This window comes from Comamonas sp. MYb69, assembly GCF_037479315.1.
Lineage (GTDB): Bacteria > Pseudomonadota > Gammaproteobacteria > Burkholderiales > Burkholderiaceae_C > Comamonas.
This window is the reverse complement of record NZ_JBBGZG010000016.1, coordinates 97728-113030: the sequence shown is the minus strand read 5'-3', so window position 1 is coordinate 113030 and position 15303 is coordinate 97728. Positions and strand designations below refer to the sequence as shown.

General features: G+C 66.5%; 13 protein-coding genes. 5 read left to right on the top strand and 8 right to left on the bottom strand.

The genetic code is table 11. The features are described from left to right. Positions 1-55 precede the first annotated feature (55 nt). The 3 genes from leuC to WH303_RS20125 are packed head-to-tail and all read left to right on the top strand — an operon-like array spanning position 56 to position 3025. Positions 56-1471 carry a 3-isopropylmalate dehydratase large subunit gene (gene leuC / locus WH303_RS20135; protein ID WP_339520664.1) on the top strand — a complete coding sequence of 472 codons (1416 nt, stop codon included), beginning with the start codon at positions 56-58 and terminating at the stop codon, positions 1469-1471. Beyond that, positions 1464-2147: a 3-isopropylmalate dehydratase small subunit gene (gene leuD / locus WH303_RS20130; protein WP_339520663.1), complete on the top strand. Its 684-nt coding sequence runs from the start codon at positions 1464-1466 to the stop codon at positions 2145-2147. Before leuC ends, leuD begins: the two co-directional genes overlap by 8 nt. After that, a complete protein-coding gene (locus WH303_RS20125; protein ID WP_339520662.1) occupies positions 2147-3025 on the top strand; it encodes an alpha/beta fold hydrolase in 879 nt (292 codons plus the stop codon). Before leuD ends, WH303_RS20125 begins: the two co-directional genes overlap by 1 nt. Before the next feature lie 131 nt (positions 3026-3156). Here WH303_RS20125 and WH303_RS20120 read toward each other — a convergent pair whose 3' ends face one another. Next, the gene (locus tag WH303_RS20120; protein WP_339520661.1) at positions 3157-3906 is read right to left on the bottom strand and encodes an HAD family hydrolase; all 750 of its coding nucleotides are present in this window, start codon (positions 3904-3906) and stop codon (positions 3157-3159) included. 237 nt (positions 3907-4143) lie between these two features. Here WH303_RS20120 and WH303_RS20115 point away from each other — a divergent pair, with 237 nt between their 5' ends. Together WH303_RS20115 and WH303_RS20110 are read left to right on the top strand one after the other, a co-directional pair. Further along, positions 4144-4611 carry a (R)-mandelonitrile lyase gene (locus WH303_RS20115; protein WP_339520660.1) on the top strand — a complete coding sequence of 156 codons (468 nt, stop codon included), beginning with the start codon at positions 4144-4146 and terminating at the stop codon, positions 4609-4611. Continuing rightward, positions 4589-5395, top strand: coding sequence for a carboxymuconolactone decarboxylase family protein (locus WH303_RS20110; RefSeq protein ID WP_339520658.1), 807 nt, complete (start codon positions 4589-4591; stop codon positions 5393-5395). The genes WH303_RS20115 and WH303_RS20110 overlap by 23 nt, the downstream gene beginning before the upstream one ends. A 4-nt stretch (positions 5396-5399) precedes the next feature. On the opposite strand, the gene WH303_RS20105 is transcribed toward WH303_RS20110, so the two are convergent. From WH303_RS20105 to WH303_RS20075, 7 genes are all read right to left on the bottom strand, one after another. Then, positions 5400-6812 carry an efflux transporter outer membrane subunit gene (locus WH303_RS20105; protein ID WP_339520656.1) on the bottom strand — a complete coding sequence of 471 codons (1413 nt, stop codon included), beginning with the start codon at positions 6810-6812 and terminating at the stop codon, positions 5400-5402. A gap of 2 nt (positions 6813-6814) precedes the next feature. Further along, positions 6815-8836 carry an ABC transporter permease gene (locus tag WH303_RS20100; RefSeq protein ID WP_339520698.1) on the bottom strand — a complete coding sequence of 674 codons (2022 nt, stop codon included), beginning with the start codon at positions 8834-8836 and terminating at the stop codon, positions 6815-6817. Beyond that, the gene (locus WH303_RS20095) at positions 8830-10008 is read right to left on the bottom strand and encodes an efflux RND transporter periplasmic adaptor subunit (protein ID WP_339520654.1); all 1179 of its coding nucleotides are present in this window, start codon (positions 10006-10008) and stop codon (positions 8830-8832) included. Before WH303_RS20095 ends, WH303_RS20100 begins: the two co-directional genes overlap by 7 nt. 218 nt (positions 10009-10226) lie before the next feature. After that, on the bottom strand, positions 10227-10577 hold the full coding sequence (locus tag WH303_RS20090) for a DUF3325 domain-containing protein (protein ID WP_339520652.1): 351 nt from the start codon (positions 10575-10577) through the stop codon (positions 10227-10229). Continuing rightward, complete coding sequence (locus WH303_RS20085) at positions 10574-12274, bottom strand: PepSY-associated TM helix domain-containing protein (RefSeq protein ID WP_339520650.1); 1701 nt, start codon at positions 12272-12274, stop codon at positions 10574-10576. Before WH303_RS20085 ends, WH303_RS20090 begins: the two co-directional genes overlap by 4 nt. Before the next feature lies 1 nt (position 12275). Beyond that, positions 12276-12569 (bottom strand): DUF3649 domain-containing protein, encoded by a 294-nt coding sequence (locus WH303_RS20080; RefSeq protein ID WP_339520648.1) that lies wholly within the window; start codon positions 12567-12569, stop codon positions 12276-12278. Between the two features lie 204 nt (positions 12570-12773). Then, positions 12774-15260, bottom strand: a complete 2487-nt coding sequence (locus WH303_RS20075; RefSeq protein ID WP_339520646.1) for a TonB-dependent siderophore receptor — start codon at positions 15258-15260, stop codon at positions 12774-12776. Positions 15261-15303 lie beyond the last annotated feature (43 nt).

The following is a 15303-nucleotide window of genomic DNA, read 5'->3' as shown; positions in this document are numbered from 1 at the left end:
ATATTTTCGCCTCAGCTGTGAGACTCGGAGCCATCGCGTACACAGAGCACCCCCCATGCACCGCACCCTTTACCGCAAGCTGGTCGACACCCATACCGTCGCCCAGCTCGACGCGCAGAACGTCTTGCTGTTCTGCGACCTGCACTTGATGAACGAGTACACCAGCCCCCAGGCCTTTGCCGGCCTGGACGCGCAAGGTCGCAGTGTGCTGATGCCGGGCCAGAACATGGCGGTGGTCAGCCACGTGATTCCGACGGACCCGGGCGCCATCCGGGTCATCCGCGATGCCGCGCCAGCCCTCCAGGCCAGCAAGCTGCGCAAGAACTGCGACCAGCACGGCATCCCCTTGTTCGACACCCAGGATGCGCTGCAAGGCATCGAGCATGTGGTGGCGCCTGAGCACGGCATGGTGCGGCCGGGGATGGTGGTCATTTGCGGCGATTCGCACACGACCACCTACGGTGCGCTGGGCGCACTGGGCTTTGGCATCGGTACCTCGGAAGTCGAGCATGTTCTGGCCACGCAGACCTTGGTGTACCGGCTCGCCAAGGACATGCGCATCCAGGTCGATGGCGTGCTGCCGCTGGGCACCAGCGCCAAGGACCTGATCCTGATGGTCATCGGCCATATCGGCGCCCAGGGTGCCCGGGGCCATGTGATCGAGTTCTGCGGCACGGCATTTGACGCCATGTCGATCGAAGCCCGCTTTACCGTGTGCAACATGGCCGTCGAGGCAGGTGCCCGTGGCGCCCTGATTGCGCCCGACCAAAAGGCCGCAGACTACGTGCTGGCGCGCTCCGCAGACCTGAACGGCCCCCTCCGGCAGGCCGCCCTGCAGCACTGGGCCAGCCTGCGCAGCGATGCAGGCGCGGTGTTCGATGTGGAGCACCGTTTTGACGCCAGCGACGTGCCCCCGCATGTGACCTGGGGCACCAGCCCGGACCAGGTCGCGCCCATTGGTGGCGCGGTTCCCGACCCCGAGACACAGGCCGCCGGGCCCGTGCGCCGCAGTACCGAGCAGGCACTGCGCTACACCGGGCTCGCCGCAGGCACCCCGCTCGAAGGCATCGCCATCCAGCATGTGTTTATCGGCTCCTGCACCAACGCCCGCATGGAAGACCTGCGGGCCGTGGCCGAGGTGGTGCGCGGGCGCCAGGTGGCCCAAGGGGTCCGTGCCATGGTGGTGCCGGGCTCCGGCGCGGTCAAGCAGCAGGCAGAAGCAGAAGGCATTGCCAGCCTGCTACTGGAGGCTGGCTTTGAATGGCGCGAGCCGGGCTGCTCCATGTGCCTGGCGATGAACGGCGACATCCTGGCTGACGGGGTGCGCTGCGCCTCCACCACCAACCGCAACTTCGAAGGGCGCCAGGGACGCGGCGCCATCACCCACCTGATGAGCCCTGCCATGGCAGCCGCCGCCGCCATCACCGGCACCATTACCGACGTTCGCCGTCTGGAGACCCGCCATGCGTGAGCAACATATCCTGAGCGGCAAGATGGCGGCCTTGGCCATCGAGAACCTGGACACCGACCAGATCATGCCCAAGCAGTTTCTGCACGGCATCGACAAGGCCGGGCTGGACAAGGGCCTGCTGTACGACCTGCGCTTTGATGCCGCAGGCCACCAGCGCCCGGACTTTGTGCTGAACCAGCCCGAGCGCGCCGATGTCGAGATCCTGGTGGCTGGCGCCAATTTTGGCTGCGGCTCCAGCCGAGAGCATGCCGTCTGGGGGCTGCAGCAGTACGGCATCCAGGCCATCATCGCGCCCAGCTTCGGAGAAATCTTCTACTCCAATGCGATGAACAACCAGCTGCTGCTGGTCATGCTGCCTGAGGCAGACATCGCCCAACTCATGGCCGATGCAGGCAGCCTGGAGACCTCACAGGTCCATATCGACCTGCAGACGCTCCAGGTCAAAAGCCCGAGCGTGGACGCGCGTTTTAGCCTGTCGGAGCGCCACCACCGCATGCAGCTCGAGCGCAGAGACCTGATCGGCATGTCACTGACGTACCAGACAGAGATCACACATTTTGCGCAACGCCACTGGGCGGCCTATCCTTGGCTCCAAGATGTGGCCCTGCGCACCCGCCAACAATTGGGCGCGACGCCACGCGCACAGCCACCGGCCAGCCTTAGAGGAAAAGCCTGATGTTCCAGCGTTTTGACACCCGCGATATAGCCGTCAACGGCACCGTGATTCGTTGCCGCGTCGGGGGCAGCGGCCCCGCGCTGCTGCTGCTGCACGGCCACCCGCAGAGCCATGTGATGTGGCACCGCGTGGCCCCGGCGCTGGCCGAAACATTCAGCGTCGTCTGCGCCGACCTGCGCGGTTATGGCGACTCGGCCCGCCCCGGGGCCAGCCCGCACAATGCCGCCTACAGCAAGCGCACGATGGCCCAGGACATGGCCGATCTGATGACCAGCCTGGGCTTTGCGCAGTTCCGCCTTGCCGCCCATGACCGGGGCGCCCGCGTGGCCCACCGGCTGCTGCTGGACCACCCGGGCCGGGTGACGCGCGCCATGCTGCTCGATATTGCGCCAACCTTGGCCATGTACGAGCAAACCACGGAAGCCTTCGCCAAGGCCTACTGGCACTGGTTCTTTCTGATCCAGCCCGCACCGCTGCCAGAGCGGCTGATTGACGCCGACCCCGCCGCCTATATTCGCGATGTCATGGGACGCCGCCATGCCGGCCTGGCCGCCTTCGCGCCCGAGGCGCTGCAAGAGTACCTGCGCTGCATTGCCATCCCGGGCACCGCCACCGCCATCTGCGAGGACTACCGCGCATCCGCCGGCATCGACCTGGAGCACGATCGCGCCGATAGGGACAAGGGGCACAAGGTGCTGACCCCGCTGCGTGTGCTATGGGGCGAGGAAGGCGCCGTGGGGCGCTGCTTTCCGGTGCTGGACCTGTGGCGCGAGGCCGCCACTGACGTCAGCGGCAAAGCGCTCGACTGCGGCCACTACATTGCCGAAGAGCAGCCGGCACAGTTGCTGGAGGAGATGCGGGAGTTTTTTGCCATCTGATGGGCAGGATGGCGGTGGTCGTTGCGAGGCCCGCTGAGGGTATCAGCGGGCTTTCTTGGGTTTGGCTAGAGCGTTGTTTCAGGCAGCGGTGCCACCAATAGCCTCACCAACAATCGTCGTGTGGCAGACGCTTAAGAAAGATCCAGCCCAGCCTCTCTGAGCCGAGCACGTAGATCATCGACTCCCACAAAGTGGATGGCATTGAGCCCCACACGCCTGGCCGCTTCCACATTACGCAGGCTGTCATCAATGAAGAGGGTGGATCTGGGGCTCAAACCGAATCGTTGGATGGTGAGCTCAAAAATCTCGGCTTGAGGCTTTACCAGTCCCTCGAGACCCGAGACAACGATGCCCTCGAACCAGTTGAGAAAGTCAAACCGCGCTTGCGCGATAGGAAAGGTTTCGGTAGACCAGTTGGTCAGTGCCAGCAAGCGCAGATGGCGCTGCCCAAGCTCCCTCAAAATGTCCACCACATCGTTGTTCGCACCAGGCATCATTTCCTCCCATCGATCGTAGAAGGCACGAATGTTCGCCTCCTGGGACGGATGCCTTTCAATAGCTTCTGCAATGGCTTCACTCCATGGCCTGCCTTGGTCCTGACGTTCGTTCCAATCAGGACTGCACACTTCTGCCAAGAACGCTTCCATACCTGCAACGTCCAGGCCAAAAATCTTTCGGTACAAATGTCTCGGGTCCCATTGGATCAGCACATTGCCGAGGTCAAAAATCACGGTATCTATCAGCGGTCCGTTCATGCAATCGCTCAAAGTAGTAGAACCGCTGCACCTTACACCAAACGATGGATCTTGTTGCCGCTTGCGTAGGTCTTGGTAGCTGATGATCAACGCATTGCGGCTCAGCAGATAACTGCGCTTGATCACAATCCACCCTCGTAGAGCCCCCATTCATGAGCCCCGCTCATGGCGGCATGCGCCCCAAAGGGCTCAATCAAAAGCCGTTCCATCTCTAGCATGCAAGCCATGGATCACCCGGCCGCGCCAGCGGCCCTTCCCTGGAGTTGATATGCAGATAAACGGCTATACAGCCCACACCCCAGGCACGTCTGTGCCCACCCGAATCCCTGACAGAAGCCAGCACTGGGCCCCACAGGAGGCCGCATGAGCAAACACCTGATCGCAGCAGGCGCCTCCATGCTGATCAGCAGCAGCATCGCGCAGGCCCAGGGCATCCATATCAGCCCGGCTGGCACACCGGCCACGATGATCGGCGCGGCGCAGAACTTCAGCGGCCATGTGGCCGTTGACATCAAGGCCGCGGGCGACAGCGCGCAGCATGGCAGCGTGGGCATGGTGGACTTTGCACCGGGCGCACGCACCGCTTGGCACACCCACCCTGTGGGGCAGCTGCTGGTGGTCACCGATGGAAAAGGCTGGATACAGCAGGACGGCCAGCCCCGGCAGAACATCCAGGCCGGTGATGTCGTCTGGATCGATGCCGATGTGCGCCACTGGCATGGGGCTGCCGCCACCACCGGCATGCGCCATATGGCGGTGACCTATCTCAAGAACGGCAAGAACGCCGACTGGAAGGAGCTCGCCAGCGATGCGCAATACAACCCCCGCTAAATACCTGCAGCAGCTGCTGTGCGCCACCGGGCTAGTGGTAATGGCGGGTGACTCTGCGGCACAAAGCACGGCCACCCGCCCGGCAGCCGCGAGCGCACAGGCCTGCACGGCCAACGGCAAAGCCCAAGCACCGTCGCAGGTGCTGAGTGCCCAGCAGCAGGCCATCCTGCCGATCGCAGCATTTGCGGCCGCAGGCGACATGGAGCGGCTGACGCCCAGCCTGCAGGCCGGGCTGGAGGCCGGCCTGACTATCAGCGATATTCGCGAAGTCCTCGTACAGCTGTACGCCTATGCCGGCTTTCCGCGCAGCCTCAATGCGCTGAGCGCCTTTATGCAGCTGCTGCAGCAGCGCGAAAAAAGCGGCATGGTCGATGCACCCGGCTGCCCACCCAGCAGCGCCATTGCGCAAGGCGATGCGCTGCGCGCTGCCGGCCGCGCCAACCAGACCCAGTTGGCGGGCGCGCCCGTGCAAGGGCCCTTGTTTGACTTTGCGCCTGCGATTGGCGAGTACCTGCAGTCGCACCTGTTTGGCGCCATCTTTGAGCGCGACAACCTCGACTGGCACAGCCGCGAGCTGGCCACCGTCGGCATGCTGTCGGCGCTGCCGGGAGCCGAGGCGCAGCTGCAATCGCATATGCGCATCAGCCTGAATGCCGGGCTGAGCGCCGCCCAGCTGCAGCAGGCGGTGGAGCTGCTGGACAGCCGCGTGGGCAGCGCCAACGGCCAGCGTGCCCGCGCGACCCTGGCCAACACCTTGGGCGCGTTGGCTGGCCAGACGCGTTAAAGCGCTAGCCTTTGCTGGGCTCGCCCTGCACCTGGCCCCAGCCCCCGCCCAGCGCCTTGTACAAGGCCACGCTGGCGCGCAGGCGCTCCTGGTGCAGCTGCACCGCCAGGTCCTGCGCCTGGTACAGCGAGCGCTGCGTGTCGAGCAGTACCAGCTGGGTCTCGGCGCCAGCGCGGTAGCGGGCCTCGGCCAGCGCCAGCGCCTTGCGGGCCTGGCGCAGTTCTTCCTCCTGCGCCAGCGCCTGCTGCTGCACACCGGCCACGGCGTTCAGGGCGGTCTGCACATCGCTGAAGGCCTGGACGATGCTCTGGCGGTAGGCCAGCAGCAGCTCCTCGCGCTGGGCGATCACCAGGTCGCGGTTGGCGGCCAGGCGGCCGGCATCAAAAATGGGCGCTGCCAGGCCAGCGGCCAGCGAGTACAGCGGGTTGTCCAGCACGCGGTGCAGCTGCCGGCCTTGCGCGCCCAGCTCGGCGGTCAAGGTCAGGCGGGGCAGCATGGCGGCGCGTGCGGCCTCCAGGTTGGCATCGGCCGCCTGCAAGCGGGCCTCGGCGCGGGCAATGTCGGGCCGGCGGGTAACCAGCTCGATGGGCTCGCCCTGGTCGATGCGGGGCACCTGCAAGGCCAGCACACTGCTTTGGCTGACGACAGGGCCTTGCGCCTGGCCTAGCAGCAAGGCCAGGCTGCGCTGGGCATCGGCCTGCTGCTGGTCCAGCGCCGCCAGCGCCCGGCGCTGCGCCGCCACCAGGCCGCGCTGCTGCGCCAGTTCCAGCAATGTGGCCGCGCCAAAACTGGCCTTGGATTCGACCAGCGCCAGCAGGCGCTCGGCGGTTTGCAGATTGCGCTGGGCAATCTCGCCGCGCTCACGCAGGCCCACATTCAGCAGCCAGGCATCTGCGACTGCGGCGGTAACCGACAGCCGCACCGTGTCGTGGTCAAAACTGCTGGCGCGCAGCGCAGCGCCTGCCGCATCGCGCTGCGACTGCAGGCGGCCCCAGAGGTCGAGCTCATAGCTGGCGGCCAGGCCGACAGACAGGTTGCGGCCCGTCGTCTCGGCGTGGCCCCCCAACCGGCCCTGGTGCCCGGCCTGCGCCGAAGCATTCACCGTGGGCAACAGCTCGGCCCCGGCATAGCGGGCGCTGGCTTGCGCCTGCTGCACCCTGGCCATGGCGGCGGCCACATCCAGGCTGTGCTGCTGGGCATCGGCCACCAGCGCATCGAGCTCCGCGCTGCCAAAGCTGCGCCACCAGCCCTGGCTGACGGCATCGCCTTGGGCAGCGTCACCGCGCTGCCATTGGGCCGGCACATCCAGGGCTTGCAACTGCGACTGCTGCACCTGATGCACCTGCGTGGGCGCCGACACACAGCCGGCCAGCACCAGGGCCGCTGCCAGCGCGCTGGCGATTGGGAAGATCTGCATACTCACTCTCCTGCCAGGGCCCGTACCGGGTCCAGGCGCGCGGCCGTCTTGGCCGGCATATAACCAAACACCAGACCGGTGACCACCGCGCAGGCAAAGGCACCGGCCATGGCCCGGATGGAAAACACCACCGGCACACCGGCCAGCACCAGCACGGCGCCTACCAAGGCGCCCACCACCAGGCCCACGGTGCCACCGGACAGGGTCACCAGGCTGGCCTCGGTCAAGAACTGGCGCAGGATATCGCTCTGGCGCGCACCCACTGCCATACGGATACCGATCTCCCGCGTGCGCTCGCGCACCGTCATCAGCATCACATTCATCACGCCAATGCCGCCCACCACCAGCGACACCGCTGCAATCAGCCCCAGCATCACCGCCATGCTCTGGCGCGTGGCCGCCTCGGCCTGGATGCGCGCGGCCGCATTGCCGATGCCAAAGTCCTCGCGGCCGCCGTGCCGCGCCAGCAGCACGCGGTGGATGGCCGCCTCGGCCTCGTTGACCACCTCGGAGGACATGGCCTCGACCACCACATAGTCCGGCTGGGTCTGCGCCTGGTAGACGCGCGCCCGGCCCGATTGGTAGGGGATAAAGACCATGTCGTCATAGTCCTGCGCCCCCGAATCCGCCCCGCGCTCGCTCATCACGCCAATCACCTCGAAGGCCGAGGTGCCGATGATCAGCTGCCGCCCCAGTGGGTTGGGCGTGTCGGGGAAGAAGTGCTTGTGCGCCTTGTGGCCCAGCACCACCAGGGGCGCCAGATCGCGGTCCTCGGTGTCCGTGTAGTAGCGGCCCAGCTTGGGCTTCCAGTGGTGCACCAGCGGCATCTCTTGGCTGGCAGCAAACACATAGACCTGCTTGTCCGCATTGCCATAGCGCACGGTGACCGGGTCGCCAATCACCGGCATCACGCGCCGTATCTCGGGCAGCTCGCGCAAGGCGGCCAGGTCTTCCTCTGTTATCTGGCCGGCCGGCCCACCGGTCGCTGGCGGCTTGCTGCCCATGTAGAGAATCGCCGTGCCCATGGTGCCCATCTGCTCGACCACCTTGCGCCGAGCACCTTCGCCAATGGCCAGCATCACGATCACCGAGACCACGCCGATCACAATGCCCAGCAAGGTCAGGCTGGTGCGCACGCGGTTCATGCTCATGCCCCTCCAGGCCGAGCGCGCAGCCTCCAGCAGCTCGGCGACCAGCGGCGCGGCCGAGGCACTGCCGCCCTGGGGCACCGGCGCCAGCTGCATGCGGGTGCCCTCGCCTGTGCGCGCACTTGCAGTTGCACTTGCGGCGGCCGACGCTGCTTCGGGCTGGCTGGCACTGTCACCCACGATACGCCCATCGCTGATCTCGATGACTCTTTGCGCCTGCGCCGCCACATCGCGGTCGTGTGTGATCAGGATGATGGTGTGGCCAGCAGCGGCCAGCTCGCGCAGCAGTGCCATCACCTCGGCGCCGCTGTGCGAATCAAGCGCGCCGGTGGGCTCGTCGGCCAGGATGATATGGCCGCCATTCATCAGCGCGCGCGCAATCGACACGCGCTGCTGCTGCCCGCCCGAGAGCTGGTTGGGCCGGTTGCCCAGGCGCTCGCCCAGGCCCAGGCGCTGCAGCAGCGCCTGCGCGCGCTGCACCCGCTCCCCCTTGGGCAGGCCGGAGTAAATCGCCGGCATCTCCACGTTCTCACTGGCGCTTTCGCTGGCAATCAGGTGGTAGCCCTGGAAGACAAAGCCAAAGGCCTCGCGCCGCAGCCAGGCCAGCGCGTCCGAGTCGAACTGCGCCACATCCTGGCCCTGGAAGTGGTAACTGCCGCCGCTGGGCCGGTCCAGGCAGCCGAGGATGTTCATCAACGTGGACTTGCCCGAGCCCGAGCTGCCTACGATGGCGACAAACTCGCCCGCGTCGATCTCCAGATCGATACCATGCAGCACGGTCACCAGCGGCTGGCCGCTGGCAGGGTCGCCATAGTGTTTGCGAATGCCGCGCAGTGCGATCAGTGGCTGCTGGGGGTCAACCGCCTCGCTCACCATTGCAGCCACCTGGGGCCCCGCTCCAGCGCGGTCTCGCCGATGACGACCTTCTCACCTTCGGCCAGGCCCTCGAGCACCTCCACCTGGTGGCGGCTGCGTATGCCCAGCTCCACGCTGCGCGTCTGGGGCTGGCCATCGGCATCCAGCACCCGGGCTACATGGGTGCCTTCGCGGGCCTTGTCTTCTTCCACCGCCGTCAGCGCCACGGCCAGCGCCTGGCTGGCACTGGCGCTGACAAACACCACTTGCGCCGTCATCTGCGGCATCAGCTCGGCGTCCTCATTGCCCACATCAAACAGCACGGTATAGGCCACGGCCTTGGTGGCGGGTGCCGGCGTTTGCGCATTGCCGGCCGGCTGGGCCTGGCTGGCGGCGGGCGCGGGCAGCACCTGGCGCACCTCGCCCTTCCAGCGCCGGGGCTTGGTCTGGCCAGCGCCCCCCAAGGTGGTGAAGTAGACCGGCATGCCCTCTTTGACACGGCGCACATCGGCCTCGGACACCTCGGTCCAGACCGTCATCGCCGACAGATCGGCAATGCGCAGGATATTGGGCGTCTGGTAGGTCGCGTTCAGCGTCTGGCCTTCGCGCGCCTCGACCGACACCACGGTGCCCGCCATCGGTGCATAGATGCGGGTGTAGCCCAGGCGCGCCTCGTCGGCCTTGAGCGATGCCTGGGTCTGGCTGATCTGGGCCTTGAGGTGATCCATGCGCGCCACGGCCATCGCCAGGTTGGCCTGGGCGGTCTGCAGGTCTTCCTCGCGCGTGGCCTCGTGCGCGCTCAGCTGCTGCTGGCGCTGCAGCTGCTGGCCCGCCAGCCGGTGCTGGGCCTGTTGCTCGGCCAGTTGGGCGCGCAGCCCCGCCAGGGATGCACGGCCCGCATCCACCGTCGCACGCTGCACGCTGGGGTCAATCTCCACCAGCAGATCGCCCTTGGCCACCTCGGCACCGGGCTGCACGCGCAGCTTCAGGATCTGGCCCGATACCTGGGCACCCACATCCACATAGCTGCGCGGCTGCAAGGTGCCAATCGCCGTCACCGTGGCCTCGATATCCTGGCGCGCCACCGGCTCGCTCTGGTAGGCCATCGCCGGGCGGCCCGACCACCACAGCAGCGCCGCTGCCACCACCGCCGCAGCAGCGACTGCTGCCACTCCCACACGCGAGACCTTCATGAGATGTCTCCCTCAGCCACGCCCAGCCATTGCTTCTGCACACCCATCATTTCTTCCCCCACCATAGCTCCCTCACTTAGAGTCACTAACACAACCCTTGATACGTCGTTACCAAACCTTGTCGTACGTCTGTACTGCCTGCGGCTTGGCGCCTAGTCTCAACCGCAAACCTTCGGTTTGCTGGGCCGTGCTAGCGACTCTCATTCATCAGCAAGCCATCAGGCCCACCGCCACATCAAACCCAACAAGGCCAGCGGCGCCAGCGCAGCCGCTGCACGCGCCGCCCAGCGCGGCGCAGCCGCAATCCACAGCACGGCAACCAAGGCGCCGGCCGATATCCAACCCAGCCAGGCGACCACGCCCACGGTGGCACCCCAGCCGCCCACGCTGGGCAGCACGGCGGCCGCCAGCAGCAAGCTGCCCAGCAGGCGCAGCAGCTGGCTGCGCCGCCGTGGTATTTCTCGCTCGCCCGTCAACTGCTCATGGTGGCGTCCCATCGCAAAGGCCAGGGCCGTCATGCCGGCAAAGGCCAGCGCCAATGCATACGCGGATGCTTGCCAACTGTTCATGCGCCCACCTGTACCTTGTTGGCGGTTGAAGATGCCGCCTTGCCCGCCACCAGCGCGCGGCGCCGCCACAGCACGCGGCAGGCCCAGACGGCGGCCAGGCCAAAGGCCCAGGCGCCCAGCTCCACGCCGGCGCTTTCCCAATCGCCGCGCATCAGCTGCGCGGGCCAGTGGTCGCCCACGGTCACCGCATTCAGCACCGGCAGCAGCAGGCACAGCGCAGCGAGCAGCGCCATCTGCTCCAGCCAGGCCTTGGCCGGGGCGCGCAGCAGGCTATGCAGCAACGCGGCCAACCACAGGCCAAAGAAGACACCCAGCTCCCACTGCGCGCGCTGAGGCAGCTCCAGCGGCAGCAGGCGGTTGGCCCAGAGGTAGCCAATACAGGCGACGCCCAGGCCGACAATGGCCGCCACATTCAGGCCCTCGATCAAGCGGTAGACGGCGGCCGTGGCGCTGCCAAACTCGCCCATGTGCTTGCTGCGGCGTTTGACGACAAACAGGATGGCGCCGGTGGCCATCATCGCAGTGCCCGCCAGGCCGCAGACAAAGTACAGCCACTTCATCACCCAGCCACCAAACTTGACCATGTGCAGCCCGCCCATCACCGACTGGGCGAGCGATGCGCCGCCGCCTTCGGCCTCGCCGGGCATGCGCAGCTGCAGCAGCTCGCCGCTGGCGGCCGAGAACATGGCCATGCCGGTATTGGGGCTCAGGCGCTTGTCGGCGTCGGCATCGCTGTTCCAGCCATAGATGCCCACGCGCGCAGCCGCATCCCCCGGGTGGTTCACGACCACGGCGCGCACAGGCTGGCCGATCAGCGCCTGGCCGCGTGCGGCAAAGCTCTCCAGATCGGGCACCGCCATGGCCTCGCCCGAGCGCGGCGGCTTGCCGGGCTCGCCCAGCTCGGCCGCAAAGGTCTGGACGGCGCCGGGCGCGGTACCGTACTGGCTCCAGATGCCAGCGGGCATAAAGGTCAGGGCCGATATCGCAATGCCGGTGTAGGCTATCATCAGCTGGAAAGGCAGGGTCAATACCGCCACGGCATTGTGCGCATCCAGCCAGCTGCGCTGGCCCTTGCGGCTGCGGAAGGTGAAGAAGTCCTGAAAAATGCGCTTGTGCGTGACCACGCCACTGATGAGCGCCACCAGCATGGCCATGCCGGCAACACCGACCACCCACAGCCCGGCCTGGCCGGCATGCAGCTCGTAGTGGAAATGCACAAAATGCTCGCCACCCATCGTGGCCCGCATCGCGCCATGGTGGTGCTCGTCCAAAGGCTGGCCGGTGCGGGTGTCCAGCTCGGCATCGGCGTACTGGCGCTGCTGGTCAAACCAGTAGACCTTCAGGTCGCCACCGCCCTTGGCATCGGTCGGCCAGATCTCCCACATCTCGGCGCCCTGGTGGTGCTTTTCCATAAAGGCCGCGCCCCAGGCCAGGCGCTGGCCCCGGCTGGAGGCCTGGCCGGCGGCCTCGGCAGCCGCCTGCTCGGCCTCATGCGCCGCTTCTTCGGCATGGTGCTCAGGCGTCATCCAGTGGCCAATGGCCTCCTGGAACACCGCCAGGGTGCCGGTCAAAAACACCGCATACAGCAGCCAGGAGAACCACAGCCCGCACCAGGTGTGCAGCCAGGCCTGCGCCTGGCGAAACCCGCCCCGCCCTGCGCCGCTGCCCGGCCGCTTGTCGATCACGGTCTTGCCCATGTCAGCGCCCCAACACCAAAGCGCCCGCTGCCAGCAGCAGCGCGGGCAGCGCAATCCCTAGCCAGACCTTGCCCGGCGAGACCGGCGAGAACGCCCACACCGCCGCCAGCGCATGCAGCGCAAAGCTCCACTGCATGCCGGCCAGCACGGCCTCGGCCCGGGCAGCGGGCAGCACGGCCGCCAAAAAGACGGCCAAGGCGCTCGCCAGCAGGTAGCCGCCGAACACGGCGGCCAGCAAGCGGCTCAGGACAGACAGGCCCGGGTGGGCGCTGGGGGCGTTAGGAATGGGGTTCATGGATAGGGGCATCGTGGTGGTTGCGGGATAAACAATTTTTTAAGTCGCCAATGGGCCTTTTCAGGCCCCTCCTCTTACATGACAAACGAGATGCGAAAAAGGGCCAGCTGGTTTGTAAGCACCTGTCGAGGATCCACCCGCCTGTGGCAGCGGGTGGGCCCTCAAACGGTACGGGTTCAAGCCAGTGGCCCAGCGGCTTTTTGTTTAGAAGGTCCCCCGCAAGGTCAGCATCGCGCTGCGCGGGCTGCCGTAGTAGTTGCTGCCGCTCGCATAACCCACCGACTGGTAGTAGGTCTTGTCGAACAGGTTGTTGAGGTTCAAGGTCACGGTCCAGCGCGGGTCGACCCGGTACTGCAGCATCGCATTCCACACGGCGTAGCCGCCTTGGCTGAAGTCGTAGTTGCGCACCGGGTTCCAGTCCGCGTCGTACAAGGTGTCTTTCACATAGTGCTTGCTCTGGATGTGGGCGCTGGTCCCCACGCGCCAGGCAGACAGCTCACCCGGCAAGGTATACGCCGTACTCAGCTTGAGCAGATGGCGCGGCGTGATGCTGCTGAAAGGCGCACCCTCGGTCTCATCGCGGGTGGAAACATAGGTGTAGCCCGCAGACGCCTGCCAGCCCGGACGCAGCTCGCCGCCCACCTCCACATCAAAGCCCCGGCTGGTGACCCGGCCCTGTGGCAGGTAGCAGCAGTTGCCCGACCATTCCTCGTGGTTGTTGGGGTAGCGCGTGTCAAGCACGGCCGTGCCGCTGCGCTCCACATGGAAGAGGCTGAAGGTCGCGTTGAGCTTGCCCTCCATCAGCTCGCCCTTGAGGCCCGCCTCATAGCTTTTGCCCTTGACAGGCGCCAGCGAATCGCCGGGCGGCGGGCCGGACTTGGACAAGGCCTGCGGCTTGAGGATGGACGCATAGCTCAGGTAGGCAGACCACTGGCCATTGAGGTCATAGATCACACCGCCATAGGGGCTGAACTTGCCAGGCTCGCTGAAGCGGCTGCCCGATGCCAGCTCCCAATTGCCGGCCGCATCCATAGCCTCATACACCTGGTTGAACTTGTACTTGGCGTAGCGCCCACCCAGGATGACATGCAGCCGGTCCGTGGGGTGCAGGCGCAGCACGCCATAGCCGCCCAGCTGCTTTTGGCCCCAGGGGTTGTAGCGGCGCGAGACCGGGCCAGCCGCCGCCGGCTGCCAATAACCGGGGTTGAACACATCAATGGGTACGACGCCCGAGGGGTCACTGGAGTAGCCCACATTCCAGAAGCTCTCCACGCTTTGGCGGTCCACACCCAGCACCAGCTCATGCGTGCGGCCCAGCAGCGAGAAGTTGCCCGACAGGCTGGCATCGGCCACCGTCTGGGTGTTCTTGTACAGATAGTGGCCGCCGCCGTTCCAGGTCACGCCAGTGCCAGTTTCTCGGTCCAGCGCGCCATAGCCAAAGGCGGTGGTGCCGTCATAGTCCGAGGTGCTGCGCGTCACATTCAGCTTGGCGCGCCAGTTCGGGTTCAGCCGGTGTTCCAGCGCGGCAAACAGCTCATTTTTCTGGGTGCGGCCCGTGGCCCAGGGCTGGGTCAGGCTGGTGTGGCGCGGCAGGCCAATGTCGCTGCCATCGCTGTAGCGCGGCACATCGCCCCCGCCCTCGCCGCGCGTGCGGGTATTGGCGCGGCTCATGCCGGCGGTCAGCAAGGTGTCGGGCGTCAGATCGGCCTCGATGATGGCGTAGAACTGGGGCGAGCGCTTGTGCTTGATGTCGATGTAGGAGTCGCTGTCGATATAGGACAGCACCGCACGGCCCCGCACCCGGCCGTCGAGCGCCAGCGGACCGGTCACATCGAGCATGCTGCGGTAGTTGCTCCAGCTGCCCAGCGACTGCTGCACCGTGACGCGCGGTTCGGCCAAAGGCTTTTTGCGCACCACATTGATGATGCCGCCCGGATCACCCACGCCGCCCAGCAGGCCGGAGGCCCCCCGCATCACCTCGACCCGGTCATAGAAGTCCATGTTCTGGGTGGCACTGTAGGTATAGCTGGCAATGTTCAGCGGCGCGCCGCCGTCCACCTGCATGCTGTCGATCTGAAAGCCCCGCGAGAAGAAATTGGTCGACTCGAAATTGGTCAGCGACGTCGTGATGCCCGGCGTGGCGGCCAGCGCATCGCGCACCTCGGTCAGGCGGCGGTCATCGAGCTGCGCACGCGTGACCACCGATACCGACTGCGGAATCTCGCGGAAAGCCAGGTCGGATTTGGAGGCGATGCTGGTGACCCGGCTGGTGTAGGAGCCCGTGTCCTCGGTGGTGCCATCCACCGCGCGGCGGGCCTGCACCCGCACCTCGGCCAAGGTGCTCTCGCGCGTGGGCGCCGTCTCTACCGTCAAGGTGCCATCCTGCATGCGGCCATGCAGACCGCTGTTCTTGAGCAGCATGTCCAGCGCCTCGCGCAGCGGCAACTGGCCGTGCAGGGCCGGGGCCTGGCGGCCGGCGGCCAGCTCGGGCGCAAACACCAGCTGCAGGCCCGCCTGGCGGGCAAACTGGTCCAGCGCAGCGGCCAGCGGCTGGGCCGCCATGTCAAAGCGCAGGGTCTGGGCGGGGCTGCTGGCTTGTGCCAGCGCGCCCTGCAGCGGCAGCGCCAGGCCCAGCAAGAGCACGGCATGGGCCAGCGGCGAGCGCCGGGCACGGAAAAGCAATGAAGGCATGAAAATCGTCCTTGTGATGAGGGGGTGAAAGCAAACGCTCACC

Excerpts from the sequence above, each read along its gene's own strand:
- leuC (WP_339520664.1), top strand. The coding sequence starts at position 56 with ATGCACCGCACCCTTTACCGCAAGCTGGTCGACACCCATACCGTCGCC.
- leuD (WP_339520663.1), top strand. The coding sequence starts at position 1,464 with ATGCGTGAGCAACATATCCTGAGCGGCAAGATGGCGGCCTTGGCCATC.
- WH303_RS20125 (WP_339520662.1), top strand. The coding sequence starts at position 2,147 with ATGTTCCAGCGTTTTGACACCCGCGATATAGCCGTCAACGGCACCGTG.
- WH303_RS20115 (WP_339520660.1), top strand. The coding sequence starts at position 4,144 with ATGAGCAAACACCTGATCGCAGCAGGCGCCTCCATGCTGATCAGCAGC.
- WH303_RS20110 (WP_339520658.1), top strand. The coding sequence starts at position 4,589 with ATGCGCAATACAACCCCCGCTAAATACCTGCAGCAGCTGCTGTGCGCC.
- WH303_RS20105 (WP_339520656.1), bottom strand. The coding sequence starts at position 6,812 with ATGCAGATCTTCCCAATCGCCAGCGCGCTGGCAGCGGCCCTGGTGCTG.
- WH303_RS20100 (WP_339520698.1), bottom strand. The coding sequence starts at position 8,836 with ATGGTGAGCGAGGCGGTTGACCCCCAGCAGCCACTGATCGCACTGCGC.
- WH303_RS20095 (WP_339520654.1), bottom strand. The coding sequence starts at position 10,008 with ATGAAGGTCTCGCGTGTGGGAGTGGCAGCAGTCGCTGCTGCGGCGGTG.
- WH303_RS20090 (WP_339520652.1), bottom strand. The coding sequence starts at position 10,577 with ATGAACAGTTGGCAAGCATCCGCGTATGCATTGGCGCTGGCCTTTGCC.
- WH303_RS20085 (WP_339520650.1), bottom strand. The coding sequence starts at position 12,274 with ATGGGCAAGACCGTGATCGACAAGCGGCCGGGCAGCGGCGCAGGGCGG.
- WH303_RS20080 (WP_339520648.1), bottom strand. The coding sequence starts at position 12,569 with ATGAACCCCATTCCTAACGCCCCCAGCGCCCACCCGGGCCTGTCTGTC.
- WH303_RS20075 (WP_339520646.1), bottom strand. The coding sequence starts at position 15,260 with ATGCCTTCATTGCTTTTCCGTGCCCGGCGCTCGCCGCTGGCCCATGCC.